The organism is Acinetobacter sp. ANC 3813 (assembly GCF_002135435.1).
GTDB lineage: Bacteria > Pseudomonadota > Gammaproteobacteria > Pseudomonadales > Moraxellaceae > Acinetobacter.
In genome coordinates this window covers 328,993-344,586 of sequence record NZ_NEGK01000004.1, presented here as the reverse complement: position 1 = coordinate 344,586, position 15,594 = coordinate 328,993, and the positions used below count along the sequence as shown (strand labels likewise).

Here is a 15,594-nt window from a genome sequence, read left to right as displayed (position 1 = left end):
AAAAAATATCCTCGCCCGAGCAGTATATTGAAAAAAGCTCGGGAATAAAGCGTTGCTGAGGAATTGTTGAAGACTCAGGAGTTCTAACAGCTGCTGATATTTTCTAGACGGGTATGCCCCATACGGCTGAGATTGAGCTTCTGATGCGGCAGTCCTGTAGTAGAACAATAGTAAAACCCGCCATTTGAACCGTTTGGCAGACCTGAGATCGCAAGAAAAGTAATACTGGGGATATTGAGTGTGCCTTTCCAATTGAGCGTGCCATATTGTAAATCTAATGCTTCGCTATGCAGGATCTTCTCATCTTCATCTAGCGTACGGTTCTTATTAAAATCCGTGAAGACAATAAATCCGCTGTTCCACTGTGCAGGTTCACATTGTGTAAGAAGTTTACTGGGGCAAATGACAATATTGGTATGGTGCAGCAGCGCTAAATTTTTAGAGGCCTGATTGGCATTGATGAGTTTTGCTATGGTTGTTTTAATTTCTTGCTGAGCCATTTGCTGCTGAAAATAGGGCATAGCGATTGCTGCGATAATTGCAAAGATGGCAATGCTGACCAAAAGTTCAAATAGTGTGAAGCCATTTTTAGTTGGAAAAAACATAGTCGAAACCTATTGTTATATATTTTTTTATAAAAATTATGGTATTAGTAAATAGTTTTTATGCTTTATGATGTGAAGCAGTTAATTTTATTACTCAAATTTTGAGAAAACTGCTAAAATAAAGGCAAGTGACAATAGGCCATTCACAAAAATAAATTGAGTAAAAAATTACCGAATTACAACGGAAATTGTAAGTAATTTTGTCAATAATTTACTTGATTAGATTAATCAAGCACTTGGAAAAATAAAAAAGTGTTTGTATGATTCAGCGTGAATAGCTTAAAAAAAAAACTGGGGTATTAGAAAGCCTATCTCAGGATAGCCAAATTTAGGCTTAAGCTTGAACAACAATTTTTATCTCTGGAGGATAAATCCATGAAAATGAGTCGTATTGCTTTAGCAATGCTGGTAGCTGCTCCTCTTGCAGCTGCAAACGCTGGCGTAACTGTTACTCCATTAATGGTTGGTTACACTTTCCAAGATTCTGAGCACAACAACAGCCGCGGCAACTTGACTGATGGCGGTCAAGAGCTTCAAGACGATTTATTCGTTGGTGCAGCGCTTGGTGTTGAATTGACTCCATGGTTAGGTTTCGAAGCTGAATACAACCAAGTTAAAGGTGATTCAGACGCAAACCAAGGCGAATACAAACAAACTCAAATCAACGGTAACTTCTATGCTACTTCTGATTTGATCACTAAAAACTACGACAGCAAAATCAAGCCTTACGTATTGTTAGGTGCTGGTCACTACAAATATGACCTAGATTCTCTTGCAGGCCGTGATGTTGCTGGTGCAGCTCCACGTGGCTACAAAGAAGAAGGTACTTTGGGTAACGCAGGTCTTGGTGCTTTCTGGCGCTTAAACGATGCTTTATCTCTACGTACTGAAGCTCGTGCTACTTACAACATCGACGAAGATTTCTGGAACTACACAGCGCTTGCTGGTCTTAACGTAGTTCTTGGCGGTCACTTGAAGCCAGCTGCTCCTGTAGTTGAAGTTGCTCCTGTAGCTCCAGCTCCTGTAGCTCCAGCTCCACAAGAGTTGACTGAAGACCTTAACATGGAACTTCGCGTGTTCTTTGATACAAACAAATCAAACATCAAAGATCAATACAAGCCAGAAATTGCTAAAGTTGCTGAGAAGTTAGTTGAATATCCAAACGCTACTGCTCGCATCGAAGGTCACACAGACAACACTGGTCCACGTGCATTGAACGAACGTTTATCATTGGCTCGTGCTAACTCTGTTAAATCTTCACTTGTAAATGAATACAATGTTGATCCAGCTCGTTTGTCTACTCAAGGTTTCGCTTGGGATCAACCGATTGCTGACAACAACACTAAAGAAGGCCGTGCTATGAACCGTCGTGTATTCGCGACTATCTCTGGCAGCCGTACAGTAGTTGTTGAAGGTCAAGCAGCAGCTCAATAATTTATTATTGAACTGATGTAAAAAAGCAGCCGAAAGGCTGCTTTTTTTATGTCTGTATTTTAAATATTGTACCCAGAGTGCATATTCGTATTAAGCAGTGCCCATATCTACCAACACCTTTGATAGATTTATTGGGGGGAATACTTAGACTGTTGAAAAGGTGACGCTGTGCATTTTGCTTGAAATAGCCTTCTGCAAGGCTGAGGCAGCACATTTGCATTCGCTGTGGTCTTGCTTTGAAACTACATTGATTAGAGCGGAGCGCGCGTATAAAGCTGAGCGTGTTTTGAATATGCTAAAGCTAATTGAAACTTGGAATGAGGCAAAAGATAAATGAAAACAATAAAGATAAAGAATGGCTAAAAATATTTACCGAATAGCAGGGCTGTCTTATCGTTTTAGAAAGTTAAAAAAAACAGCCCAAAGGCTGTTTTTTAAGTACTAAGCAGCAATCAAAATTGCTGTTAAAGATTATTGTTCACGGTCTACATTCATTGGGCGGACATCCATCTCTTGGTAAGGCACCAATTTGGTTTTGAATTTCCATTTATAGCCCAGCCAAATGACCAGGAATAAGAAAATGCCGATGTAGGTTGATACAACCGCCAATACATCGCCTGCAAGCACTGCTTGATAGTTCTGTCCCAGCACAACAATGGCGCACAGGATGAAGGCGAACCAAGGCGCGAAAGGAAAGAATTTAGCACGGTAAGCAAGATCTTCCAATTTATTGCCTTGAGCGATATAGCCTTTGCGGAAACGGTAGTGAGACACAGCAATACCGAGCCAGACGATAAAGCCGCACATGCCTGACATATTCAGCAGCCAGTTAAAGACTTGTTCTTCACCAATAAATGTAGTCAAGAAGCATAGCGCTGCAATGGCTGTAGTGGCATACAGGGCATTCATTGGTACACCGCGGCCATCAAGTTTAGCGAAGGCTTTCGGCGCGCTGCCGTTTTTGGCCATATCAAACAGCATCCGTGTAGATGAATACATGCCTGAGTTGCCTGCAGATAAAATCGCAGTCAAAATTACGGCATTCATCACACCTGCAGCAAAGGCGAAACCTGCTTTTTCATACAAGAGTGTAAATGGAGAAAGCGTGATATTTTCGCTGGATGCCGCTTGCAAGAGACGCGGATCATCATACGCAATCAATGTGCCGATAATGAAAATACAGACCACGTAGAATAAAAGAATGCGCCAGAAAATCTGTTTAATCGCGATAGGGATGGTTTTTTGCGGATCTTTCGATTCACCAGCCGCCACACCGACCATTTCAGTCCCCTGAAAGGAGAATCCGGCAATCATCGCTACACCAATTAGTGCAGATAAACCGCCAACAAATGGCGCTTCGCCTTTGCTCCAGTTCGCAAAAACTTCGGTACCGGGTGTCATCATGATTTTGAAAATCATAAAGATACCAATCACAATGAAGATGATGATGGCCAAAACTTTGACGAGAGAGAAGAGGAATTCGCTTTCACCAAAACCTTTTACGGTTAAGGCATTGATGCCGAATACGACAGCAAGGAAGATCGCGCTCCAGTAGAAGCCGGGAATGTCTGGGAACCAGAACTTCATAATGAACTGTACAGCAACCAATTCAAAAGCAACGGTAATGGCCCAGTTGTACCAGTAGTTCCAGCCCAGCGCAAAACCGAATCCGCCTTCGACATACTTGGTGCCGTAGGTGAAGAATGCGCCCGAAGTCGGGTTGTGTGTTGCAAGTTCACCAAGGCTGGTCATGAGGAAGTAAATCATCACGCCAATCAAGCAATAGGCCAATAACGCGCCGCCAGGGCCTGCATTGGCAATCGTTGCGCCTGAAGCCAAAAAGAGGCCTGTACCGATAGAACCGCCGATTGCGATCATATTCAGATGGCGGGCACCGAGCTTACGCTGCAAGTGCTCCGGTTGAGTGGTTTCGCTCATCGTTGTTCCTTAAGATTTTTTTTGAGTGCTGGCGAAGAGCACTTTGAAGCCTTGCTGATCAGTTTTTGTTGTGTACCGACCAAAACTTTGCTCAATTAATACGGGATAATTTAAAAAACGGTTCGCAACAATCCATAGTTCACCGCCAGATTTTAAATGACGGCGTGAGGTCTTGCATAAATTTTCACTGGCATTGTAATCGGTATGTATGCCTTGATGGAATGGGGGATTGCTGACTATGGCATGCAAGAAAAGCGGCGCATCTTCAATGCCGCTGACTGCTTTAATCTCAAGCTGTTCTGGTAAAAGATTATTTTTCTCGAAAGTGAATTTTGTAGAGGCCAAAGCAAAGGCATCGACATCTAGAGCAAAAATACGGTTTTTGGGATTCAGCTTAGCCAAATAAGCGCTAATGACACCTGCACCGCAGCCAAAATCAGCAATCTTGCCTGAGGTCACTTGTGAAAGATAAGGCAGCAACACTGCAGTACCAACATCTAATTTATTTTGACTGAATACACCCGGCAGCGCGCAGATGCTTAACTCGCCATTTGGCGTATTCACTGTATATTCTTGAATCCAGCTTGAAACAGGTCTTTGTTCTGGAGACGTATTGCTGGTCAGCTGCCACATTTGGCAATGGCGCGCGCTGTCGAGTTTAATCGCGCTGCCATAGGGCTGCAGCTGTTTGGCCGCACGCTCTACACCGCCTTTTTTCTCGCCGACTAAAAAAACAGAAGAGCCTGCTTTTAAGCGGCTGAGAACGTTATGCAAAACATAGTTCAGCAGTTCCTTTGATTTTGGAACAAAAATGACCGCCTGCTCAAAGTCAGTTTCCGGCACATCAATGCCAAAATGAACCTGTGATTTTTGGTTTTGCAGATACAGGTATTCGTTATAATTCCACGTCCAAAACTGTGCATTGACCTGTGCAGACATTTGCGCTTGAAGATCATCACAAGGCGCATTAATGAAAAGCACTGAACCGTTTAGAAAATCCTGCTGCCGAAGAATAACTTCACTTCTAGGATCCATAATTTACTACTCCTAAGTAAAAACGAAGCCCAGACAACGCTGGGCACCGTACAGGCTGAAATGAAATTATTTTTTCGTTTCAGGCAGGATGATATTTAATAATAGAGCTGCGATACCGCCAGTTGCTACACCAGAACTGAAAATGTTGCGGAACAGTTCAGGCAGATGCTCAAGGATTTGCGGCACTTGTGCAACACCCAAGCCCAAGGCTAATGAAATCGCAATAATCAGCAGCGCACGGCGGTCTAAATGAATGCCAGATAAGATGTTAATGCCAGAAGCCGCTACAGCGCCAAACATCACCATAACAGCACCGCCAAGAACTGCTTGGGGTACAGCTTGAATGACACCCGCGACGGCAGGCAATAGGCCTAGAATCACCAAAAGCGCAGCAATCCAAATACCGACATAGCGGCTTGCGACACCGGTTAATTGAATCACGCCATTGTTTTGTGCAAACACGGAGCTTGGGAACGTATTGAATAAACCTGCAAGCAAAGAGTTTGCGCCATTCACCAATACGCCGCCTTTAATGCGCTTCATCCACTCAGGGCCGTCTACAGGCTGATTTGACAGTTTAGACGTGGCAGTAATATCGCCAATCGCTTCCAAAGAAGTCACAAGATAAATGAACGCCATTGGGATGAACAGGCTCCAAGAGAAGTCCAAGCCAAAATGCATAGGGGTTGGAATTTGCACCAGCGGCGCATCGCTCAAGCCAGAGAAATTTAAGTGTCCCATAAAGCCGGCAAGGGCATAGCCTACAACAAGCGCGATGAGAATCGCTGAGCTTTTAACCCAAGTAATGCGCACACGGTTTAAGAGAATAATTAATGCTAAAACGGTGCATGACATAATGAGGTTGTCAGCATTGGCAAAGGTTTTATCGCCCATAGCTTGATAACCGCCGCCCATGCTGATCAGGCCTTCTTTAATCAGCGTTAAGCCAATTAACAGCACAACAATGCCTGTCACTAAAGGGGTAATCAGTTTTTTAATCCACGGCAGAATGCGTGAAACACCCATTTCAATAAATGAACCGGCAATGACAACACCGAAAATTGCCGCCATGACGGATTCAACAGGTGTGCCTGCAGCGACCATTGCAGAACCAATACCAATAATTGGGCCAATAAAGTTAAAGCTGGTGCCTTGAACAATCAGCAGGCCTGCGCCGAATGGGCCGACCTTTTTGCATTGTAAAAAGGTTGCGATACCTGAAATAACTAAAGACATGGATAGAATCATGTTCGTATCTTCTTTCGATACGCCTAATGCTAAACAGATCAATAAGCCAGGGGTCACAATTGGAACGATGATGGCTAAAAGGTGCTGGAATGCGGCAAGGAAAGCAACAAGCGGTTTTGGACGGTCATTCAGTCCATAAACAAGATCGAGCTGGTCATTTTGGGTGGGAGTTTGATTTGAATCTGACATTTCAAGGCAAAGTAAGGCAAGGTGGCGCTATTCTAATCGCATTACACAGCTTTACAAAATTAATTAGCGCCGGACAGCGTGAAAAAGAGTTTGCCCTAGGTCAAATTTCACCTGAAAATATTGGATCGAATAGGATGGCCTGAGAAGAAATATCTATATATTGTATTGTTTTATATATTATAAAAAAGTTTTTTCAGCTTAATGGAGGATGCAGGTAAATCAATCAATATATGCACATTTTTTTATTTTTGAATAGTAAGGCACAGTACGCATAGAAATGTGCGGTGCAAATGAGATGTGTGTAGTTTCTAAGAAAATATGATATTTCCGTATTTTGGAGTGAATAAAGCGAACCCTTCTTTTCGGCATTAATTCAATAGCATGTACAGATAGCGCCGCTATTGAATGCAAATGTGAAGTTTCAGACAAAGCATCCTGCGGCGAGAGCATGTAAATGGCGAAGTTTGATTGATCATTAGATTAGTTGCGCCAGCTTTTAAGTTTAAGTAAAAAATTAATGTAAAAAAAGCACACAGATTTGTCGAAATCTAGATTCGTTTACTGCTAAAACATCAGAACTGAATTTGATGGAAAAAACTGGATATTAGGCCTTTAACGGCTGTTTTTTAGCAGAATCGTTCCAGCGGAAGCGTGACCGCTAATCTAAAAATTAAAAAAAATATGTATAAATAACAATAAAATAAGAGGTTTGCTGGCTGCTTAGAAAAAAACTTGTAACTGTCAATAAACTGTCACTATAAAAACTTAGGATTTTTCTGTATAATTTGCCCTCAAACTTTAGGCGTATCGAATTCACATGTCAGATATTAAAACTCTCCGTAACATTGCCATCATCGCGCACGTCGACCATGGTAAAACTACTCTTGTAGACAAACTTTTACAGCAATCAGGTGCTCTTGGCGATCGCGCAGGCGAGATCGAACGTGTGATGGATTCGGGCGCGATTGAAAGCGAACGTGGTATTACCATTCTTGCAAAAAACACTGCAATCAAATGGACAGATGCCCGCACGGATACAGAATACCGCATCAACATCGTGGACACCCCGGGACACGCCGACTTCGGTGGCGAAGTTGAACGTGTAATGTCTATGGTTGACTGCGTACTTCTTCTTGTCGATTCTCAAGAAGGTCCAATGCCGCAAACTCGTTTCGTAACGCAAAAAGCGTTCGCACGCGGTTTGAAGCCAATCGTAATTATCAACAAAGTCGACAAGCCAAGTGCGCGTCCTGATTGGGTAATTGACCAAGTATTTGACTTGTTTGATAACCTAGGCGGTACCGACGAACAGTTAGACTTCCCAATCGTTTACGCTTCAGGCCTTCGCGGTGTAGCTGGTCCTTCTCCAGAAGAACTTGCTGACGATATGACGCCATTGTTCCAAACAATCGTAGACATCGTTGAACCGCCAGCAGTTGACGTTGATGGTCCATTCCAAATGCAAGTGTCTTCACTTGACTATAACAGCTTCGTAGGTGTAATCGGTGTAGGCCGTATCCAGCGCGGTTCTGTTAAGTTGAACACACCTGTAACTGTGATCGACAAAGAAGGCAAAACACGTAACGGCCGTATCTTAAAAATCATGGGTTACCACGGTCTTGAACGTATTGATGTTGAATCTGCTCAAGCAGGCGATATCGTTTGCGTAACGGGTATCGATGCATTGCATATTTCTGACACAATTTGTGATCCGAAAGCAGTTGAAGCGCTTCCTCCTCTTTCTGTAGACGAACCTACAGTGACGATGACTTTCCAAGTAAACAACTCACCGTTTGCTGGTAAAGAAGGTAAATTCGTAACTTCACGTAATATCCGTGAACGTCTAGACCGCGAATTGATCCACAACGTAGCGCTTCGTGTTGAAGATACTGACAGTCCAGACCGTTTCAAAGTATCTGGCCGTGGTGAACTTCACCTTTCAGTTCTGATTGAAAACATGCGCCGCGAAGGCTTCGAAATGGGCGTATCACGTCCACAAGTAATCTTGAAAGAAGTTGACGGCGAAAAGCAAGAACCGTACGAAAACGTGACTTTTGACGTTGAAGAACAGCACCAAGGCGCTGTTATGGAACAAATGGGTCACCGTAAAGGCGAAATGACCAATATGGAAGTTGACGGCAAAGGCCGTATCCGTATTGAAGCAACTGTTCCTTCACGCGGCTTGATCGGTTTCCGTTCTGAATTCTTGACCATGACTTCTGGTACAGGGATCATGACTTCAAGCTTCTCACATTACGGTCCAATGAAACAAGGTACTGTTGCTAAGCGTCAAAACGGTGTGTTGATCTCTATGGTTCAAGGTACTTGCCTTGGCTATGCATTGTTCACACTTCAAGACCGCGGCCGTCTATTCGCTAAACCTCAGTTAGAAGTTTACGAAGGTATGATCATTGGTATTAACTCTCGTTCAGACGATATGACAGTTAACCCAACTAAAGCGAAACAGTTAACAAACGTACGTGCATCTGGTACTGACGAAGCGTTGACTCTTGTTCCTGCTGTAGAATACACGCTTGAACAAGCGCTTGAATTCATTGAAGATGATGAATTAGTTGAAGTAACACCGAAGTCAATCCGTATCCGTAAACGCTGGTTGACTGAAAATGAACGTAAACGTAACCGTTCTGGTAAATAATTTTTTAAAATGATGTTGCCCCATGCGGGCAGCGCCATTTCAAAATGCCATCAATTTATTGATGGCATTTTTTTGTTTAAAATTAGCAAACCAATATATAAAAGCAGAGAATTTCCGAGTAAATTACGTGGAAATGAAGCTATAAAATTAATGTATACTTCATCACATAAATAAAGCTTAAAAAAAAGTTTCTGGAGATGACATGAGTATTATTCAAGAATTTAAAGAATTTGCTGTAAAAGGCAATGTTATGGACTTGGCGGTCGGTGTCATCATCGGCGGCGCGTTCGGTAAGATTATTGATTCAATGGTTAAAGATATTGTAATGCCATTGATTTCATGGATTTTAGGCGGTGACGTTGATTATTCAAACTGGTTCACTGTACTTGGCGATAATCCAAATAACATTACAACGTTGAAAGCTGCGCAAGATGCTGGCCTGAATGTTTTAGCTTACGGTAACTTCCTAACGATTCTGATTAACTTCCTGCTATTGGCATGGGTGGTGTTCTGGTTAGTGAAACTGATGAACAAAATGCGCCGTAAACAAGAAGCAGAGCCAGCTCCAGAAGCAACACCAGAAGATATCGCTTTGCTGCGTGAAATTCGTGATGAATTAAAACGTAAAGGTTAATCCTTTAGCAGTGAAAACGGCACTTTTGAGTGCCGTTTTTATTGTCCGAAATAAAATAGTAAAACGATAAAAACGATAAATAGGACTAGAGATCCATGCAGAATCTCACTAAGATAGCTGCTGATTTTTTAAGCTGCAAAATAGCATGAATGATTTATTTGTCTATGGGACCTTGTGTCCAAACCGTGAAAATGCACATTGGTTGGAAAATATTGGCGGTACATAGCAGAAGGCGACAGTCAAAGGTGTCGTGCATACTTTAAATTGGGGGGCAGATAAAGGCTTACCTGCAATCGTATTAGATCAAGATGCACCTTTTGTTGAAGGCTATTGTTTTAGCACCGACAAACTGGCACAGCATTGGGCTGCTTTGAAGGCATGCAGTACCAGCGCGTACAGGTCATGATTCATTTGGAATCCGGTGAATAAAAAGCAGCATGGGTGTATGAAATGAAAAACGCAGCTTAGGGCTGCGTTTGAGTATTTGCTGCATTTGTATGGAAGTATCAATCCATCCGAAATTTAATTTCTAACAAATGCCAGCCAAACTGGCTTTTGATCGGGCCATGCAACTCACGTTCGGGCAGGGTAAATACCGCTTTATCAATTGGGCCAACCAACTGACCTTTTTTAATGTCGCCAAGCTCGCCGCCTTTTTTACCCGAAGGGCATGTCGAATGTTGCTTAGCAATTTTGGCAAAGTCAGCGCCGCCTTTGATTTTCTTTTTCAGCTGTTCGCACAGTTCTTTGTCTTTGACCAAGATGTGGCGGACAATTGCAGACTTCATGCTTTGCTTCCTTTGAGAGTTTTCTTGCTGGGCATTTTAACCTTTTTTAAAGGCTGGCATTCAGGGCAAAATACACTAGCGCGCTGACCTAACTTCAAATTTTCTAAAGTCGTTTCACAATTGATGCACATTTCACCAGCACGGCCATAGGCCAAGAGGGTTTGCTGAAAATAGCCGTTTTCGCCCATCGCATTGCTGTAATCACGTAAAGTTGAACCGCCTAAATCAATCGCCTGTTTTAAGATGCGTTTGATTTCAATAACCATTTTTTCAACTTGATCAAAACTCAAACTGGATGCTGGCTGCGCAGGATGAATGCCTAAATTAAATAAGCTTTCAGTTGCATAAATATTGCCGACACCCACCACAATATGATTGTCCATCATAGCGACTTTAATGGCTGTATTTTTAGTTTTAAACCTGCCAAATAGATATTCGGCATTGAATGCCTCGCTCAGCGGCTCAGGCCCTAAAGTATCAATCAGTTTGATCTGAGAATCTGCATCCAGCCACAAAATACAGCCAAAACGGCGCGGGTCGTGGTAGCGCAGTTCCATATCTTCAAACTGAATAATCAGATGATCATGCTTGCGCAATTCATCATGCGATTCGCACAGTCTGAAACTGCCAGACATGCCCAAGTGCCAAAGCATGGTGTTCTGTTCAAATTCCGCCAAAATATATTTAGAGCGCCGTGTCAGTTTCAGCAGCTTTTGTCCTGAAAGCTTTTGTATATCTGCTGGTATAGGCCAGCGCAGGCTCGGCTGACGAACTTCAACACGCAGCACTTTTTGATCTACTAAAGGCAGCAGGCTGGTTTTTGTGGTTTCGACTTCAGGTAATTCAGGCATGGGTTGAACAATCAGTGGCGGATGCGCTTAATATCGGGTTGAACTGGGTGGATTGCAAGTTTTTAATCTGTAGCAGTCTGCATTTGGCCCTAATTAGACAAAAGTATCAGGCAGACTGCGCCAATCCATAAATTTAAAAAGCCGATTGCTGGAGCTGTAATTCAGGCTAAAATTAGAATTAAGAATATGATAAGGCTCAAAATTATATTTATTTATGCCAAATAAAAGTTATTTAAAATGAAAGAATAATAACTAAAAGTTTAATAAATGATAAAAATAATGCAGATTTAAACTTTTAATAATTATGTAATTATTCATATATTAGGTTTCAATGTATTGAATTGAAAGCAGTTAAGTCATCATATTCAGGTTTTACCAATGAACAAGTTCAGTCTAGCTTTATTGCCAGCATTTTTAATGGCCGCCATGACCCAATCTCAAGCTGCAGAGCAGGCATTTGATACCAAAGGCCGGTATATGCTGGGTGATTGGAACGGCAAGCGCGGAGAATTGGCACAGCAAGGTGTTAAATTTGAAGCGAATATTGCAGCTGATGCGGCTTATTTAGCGGATGGCGGACGCGATTCAGGCCACTCAGCTACTGTGGCAAGCCAGCTTTGGCTCGGTACAGCGCTGGATATGGAAAAACTGGCGGGCTGGGATGGTGTAACAGTGCGTGCGGTGATGACTGCGCGTCAAGGTCAAAGCACAACTTTGGAAGATCTGCAGGATCCTTCCGCACCGCAAATGGCCAATACACAGGCCAATTTTGGACGCGGCAACCAAAAAACACGCTTGTCTGAATTGTCGATTGAAAAGAATTTTAAAGAACAGGGCATCAGTGTAAAAGCAGGACGTTTAGGCTTGGGTATGGACTTTAATGTCATGGCCTGCGACTTTGAAAGCACTGCATTTTGCGCCGCGCAAATGGGCAAATGGCAAGGCAATATCTGGATGAACACACCAGTATCGCAATGGGGCGGCCGAGTTAAATATCAGGCAGCGCCAGAATTGGCTGCACAAGTCGGAGTATATGAATTCAACCCTGAAAATGCTTTAGAGCGTCACGGCTGGAATTTAGATACAGACAATGCTGATGGCGTGACCATTCCAGCAGAACTGATCTGGACGCCGAAAACCTTTGTGAATGGCTTGCCGGGCAGTTACCGTGTAGGCGGTATGTATAACACTGCCGACGATGCAAAAAATCAAAAAGATGTAGCGAATCCAGCGGATGGCAAAAACCGGACCTTTGCCGGCTGGCTGGCTGTAGAGCAGCAGCTGACATCTACAGGCGAAGGCAAGCGCGGTTTACACAGCTTTGCCAACTTTACATGGCATGACCGCATAACCAATAAAGTTGATAATTCACAGCAAGTAGGTGTGAAATATATCGGTTTGGCTAACCGTCTGCCAAATGACATGCTTGGCCTCGCTGTGAACCGAGTACATGTGAATGAACGTTTTGCAGAAGGCAAAGATCAATTTAATGCCAGCGCAGAATACAATATTGAGTTGAATTACAGCCACAATCCAACCAAGTGGCTGATGATCCGTCCTAGCGTGCAGTACGTGGTTAATCCAGGCGCGACCAATAATGTGGACAATGCTTTGGTGCTGGGTCTGAGCTCAAAAGTGACTTTCTAAGGTTTTAAAGTAAAAAAAGCGATTTTAGGATAGATCATAAAATATTTATCTTGCATATTGAAAACAGGCTCTTTGGAGCCTGTTTTGCTTTTAAGGTTCAATCTATAAGCCGAAGTTATGATTTGGCTGATTGCTGTAATCTTGCTGTTTTAATCGCCTGTTTGGAGTGCTATTGTTTCTCAAGCCAAATGAAATTTTAAGATGTTCTCTTGCACAGAGGCAGCTTGCATAAGGATCTCAATTTAGGCTGAGTTTAAGTTAATACATTATTTATTAAATGATTATTCATCTGTAATAAGCGTGTTTGAGTTAAGGTTTTGTGGCGTATTCAAACGGTTTTTTGCAAGCAGTTCAGGCCATATAGGGAGTACTTCAGGTGTCGTTATTATTTCAGCCGATCCATTTTGGGTCACTGCAGCTTGGCAATAAAATTGTTATTGCCCCTATGTGCCAATATTCCGCCAATGAACAGGGCGAACTCAGCTATTGGCATGAGCAGCAATGGGCAAATTATGCCTTGTCAGGTGCAGGGCTGTGCATTGTAGAGGCGACTGCAGTTCAGCCTGAAGGCCGTATCAGTTATGCCGATTTGGGGCTGTGGAATGATTTGCAGCGTGCGCAAATTAAAGCGCTGCTGGCTAAAGTGAAGACGCTTTCTCCAATGCCTTTTGGCATACAGCTGGCGCATGCCGGCCGTAAAGCGTCCACGGATAAGCCTTGGGATGGACGCGGGCAACTGGCGCCTGATCATGCGCAAGGCTGGCAGACGGTATCAGCCAGTGATGTACCGTTTAATCCGCAGGATCATGCCCCGCACGCACTGGACAAAGCGGAAATTGAAAAGATTATTGCGGACTTTGCAATCTCTGCTAAACGCGCTGTAGATGCAGGATTTGAACTGATTGAACTGCATGCCGCGCATGGCTATCTGCTGCATCAATTTATGTCGCCATTGTCCAACCAGCGCAGTGATGAATATGGCGGCAGTTTTGAAAACCGCATTCGCCTCACGCTAGAAGTATTCCAAGCCATGAAAGATGCCGTGCCTGAGGGCTATCCTGTTGGGGTGCGCCTATCGGCAACTGATTGGATTGAGAGTGCTGAAAGTTGGAATGTGGAATCTACTGCAGGCCTATCCAAAGCCTTGGAGCAATTAGGTGCCGCCTATATTCATGTGTCTAGCGGCGGTTTGCATGTTGAGCAGAAAATTGATCTGCATGCAGGCTATCAAGTGCCTTTTGCTGCAGCTGTGAAGCAAGCTGTGGACATTCCCGTTATTGCTGTCGGTTTAATTACCGATGCGCTGCAAGCAGAAGGTGTACTGCAATATGAACAGGCCGATGCGATTGGACTGGCTCGGGCTATGCTGTATGACCCGCGCTGGCCGTGGCATGCTGCAGCTGAATTGGGAGAAACCGTTGCGATTGCCCCGCAGTATTTACGCTGTCAGCCGCATGGTTTGCGTGATTTGTTTAAACCTTTTCATACCTAAGCCGGGCAGGCGTGCTGCATTTTTTATTCAGTCATGCCTGTAGCTTAAGGAATTTAAAGTTGAACCCTACTGAAATTTAAGGATGATGCTGTGCTCACAACTGTGCTGTTACCCATTTGCTTTATTGTGTTTTTGGGATATTGGGCAGTTCGGCGCGGTTATGTCGCTTCTGCCCATATTCACCCGCTCAGTCAATTTGTGATGAAAGTGTCGTTGCCTGCTTTTTTGCTTCAGGCGCTAGCAGGCAAGAATCTAGCGGAAATTTGGCATCCAGCCTATTTTCTTGGTTACGGCGGCGGTTCTCTGCTGCTGTTTGCACTGACGTACTGGCTCTGCCGTAAAATGTTCAGTCAGCCTATGAGCCATGCCAGTGTTTTGGCGATGGGCGCGTCTATGTCCAATACCGGCTTTATTGGCACGGCAATTTTGACTTTACTGCTGGGGAGCCATTCTGCGGTTTATTTGTCCTTAACCTTAATTATTGAAAATCTGATTATTTTGACGCTGATGCTGGTTTTGGCAGAACGCGGGCTGCATCATCAGGCTGCGGGCGGCAAGGATATATCGTTGCAGGGCGGAGTGTTGATTGGCTTAGTGAAACGCCTGCTGCAAAATCCGGTCATTCTGGCCATTTTAGTGGGGATCAGCTGTGTGCTGCTGCAAATTAAACTGCCGCTTTGGCTGGCTCAAGTGCTGGAAATGCTGGGCAAAACGGCATCCCCATTGGCCTTGTTTGTTATTGGCGGCAGCTTGGTTGGCATGAAACTGAACAGCATGAATATGCAGGGCGCTGTATTGGTCGGGCTAAAAGTCATGGTCATGCCTTTGGTGATTTTTGGCCTGCTTTGGCTGCTGAAAGTCAGTCCTGAGATGCTGTTTGTCGGCACATTATTGGCGGTGCTGCCCATGCCTGTCGCTTTTGGCATTTTTGCACAGCACTATGGATTAAGTGAAAAAGCCTTGGCGCCGCTGGTGCTGAGCACGGCATTGGGCTTTATTGCTGTGGGGGTTTTACTTACACAATCTGCGCATTTTATTGCACATTGATGCCATTACCAAACATTGTATATTTTGAGC

12 protein-coding genes and 1 pseudogene are annotated in these 15,594 nt (G+C 43.7%); 7 read left to right on the top strand and 6 right to left on the bottom strand.

Annotated features, from left to right (window positions below):
• Positions 1–83: 83 nt before the first annotated feature.
• Positions 84–605, bottom strand: coding sequence for a GspH/FimT family pseudopilin (locus B9T34_RS08550; protein WP_086212731.1), 522 nt, complete (start codon positions 603–605; stop codon positions 84–86).
• Positions 606–980: 375 nt separating this feature from the next.
• Here B9T34_RS08550 and omp38 point away from each other — a divergent pair, with 375 nt between their 5' ends.
• Positions 981–2,039, top strand: coding sequence for an outer membrane protein Omp38 (gene omp38, locus B9T34_RS08545; protein ID WP_086212730.1), 1,059 nt, complete (start codon positions 981–983; stop codon positions 2,037–2,039).
• Between the two features lie 471 nt (positions 2,040–2,510).
• Here omp38 and B9T34_RS08540 read toward each other — a convergent pair whose 3' ends face one another.
• The 3 genes from B9T34_RS08540 to B9T34_RS08530 all read right to left on the bottom strand — a co-directional run bounded on the left by B9T34_RS08540 (position 2,511) and on the right by B9T34_RS08530 (position 6,449).
• Positions 2,511–3,977, bottom strand: coding sequence for an amino acid permease (locus B9T34_RS08540; RefSeq protein WP_086212729.1), 1,467 nt, complete (start codon positions 3,975–3,977; stop codon positions 2,511–2,513).
• A gap of 9 nt (positions 3,978–3,986) precedes the next feature.
• The gene (locus B9T34_RS08535; RefSeq protein WP_086212728.1) at positions 3,987–5,012 is read right to left on the bottom strand and encodes a methyltransferase; all 1,026 of its coding nucleotides are present in this window, start codon (positions 5,010–5,012) and stop codon (positions 3,987–3,989) included.
• A 66-nt stretch (positions 5,013–5,078) separates the two neighbouring features.
• Entirely contained in the window at positions 5,079–6,449 is a 1,371-nt protein-coding gene (locus B9T34_RS08530; RefSeq protein ID WP_086212727.1) for a uracil-xanthine permease family protein, read from the bottom strand.
• Between the two features lie 817 nt (positions 6,450–7,266).
• Here B9T34_RS08530 and typA point away from each other — a divergent pair.
• The 3 genes and pseudogenes from typA (at position 7,267) to B9T34_RS19015 (ending at position 10,168) form a co-directional block, all read left to right on the top strand.
• Positions 7,267–9,105, top strand: a complete 1,839-nt coding sequence (gene typA, locus B9T34_RS08525) for a translational GTPase TypA (RefSeq protein ID WP_086212726.1) — start codon at positions 7,267–7,269, stop codon at positions 9,103–9,105.
• A 202-nt stretch (positions 9,106–9,307) separates the two neighbouring features.
• Entirely contained in the window at positions 9,308–9,739 is a 432-nt protein-coding gene (gene mscL / locus B9T34_RS08520) for a large conductance mechanosensitive channel protein MscL (RefSeq protein ID WP_086212725.1), read from the top strand.
• 145 nt (positions 9,740–9,884) lie between these two features.
• Positions 9,885–10,168 (top strand): annotated as a pseudogene (locus tag B9T34_RS19015) (gamma-glutamylcyclotransferase family protein).
• Positions 10,169–10,245: 77 nt separating this feature from the next.
• On the opposite strand, the gene B9T34_RS08510 reads toward B9T34_RS19015, so the two are convergent.
• Positions 10,246–10,527 (bottom strand): peptidylprolyl isomerase, encoded by a 282-nt coding sequence (locus B9T34_RS08510; protein ID WP_067764891.1) that lies wholly within the window; start codon positions 10,525–10,527, stop codon positions 10,246–10,248.
• Positions 10,524–11,378 (bottom strand): bifunctional DNA-formamidopyrimidine glycosylase/DNA-(apurinic or apyrimidinic site) lyase, encoded by an 855-nt coding sequence (mutM, locus tag B9T34_RS08505; RefSeq protein WP_086212724.1) that lies wholly within the window; start codon positions 11,376–11,378, stop codon positions 10,524–10,526. The genes B9T34_RS08510 and mutM overlap by 4 nt, the downstream gene beginning before the upstream one ends.
• 378 nt (positions 11,379–11,756) lie before the next feature.
• Between mutM and B9T34_RS08500 the strand changes: the two genes are divergently transcribed.
• The 3 genes from B9T34_RS08500 (at position 11,757) to B9T34_RS08490 (ending at position 15,564) form a co-directional block, all read left to right on the top strand.
• The gene (locus B9T34_RS08500) at positions 11,757–13,025 is read left to right on the top strand and encodes a carbohydrate porin (RefSeq protein WP_086212723.1); all 1,269 of its coding nucleotides are present in this window, start codon (positions 11,757–11,759) and stop codon (positions 13,023–13,025) included.
• A 376-nt stretch (positions 13,026–13,401) separates the two neighbouring features.
• On the top strand, positions 13,402–14,517 hold the full coding sequence (locus tag B9T34_RS08495) for an NADH:flavin oxidoreductase/NADH oxidase (protein WP_086212722.1): 1,116 nt from the start codon (positions 13,402–13,404) through the stop codon (positions 14,515–14,517).
• A 90-nt stretch (positions 14,518–14,607) separates the two neighbouring features.
• Positions 14,608–15,564, top strand: a complete 957-nt coding sequence (locus tag B9T34_RS08490; protein ID WP_086212721.1) for an AEC family transporter — start codon at positions 14,608–14,610, stop codon at positions 15,562–15,564.
• Positions 15,565–15,594 lie beyond the last annotated feature (30 nt).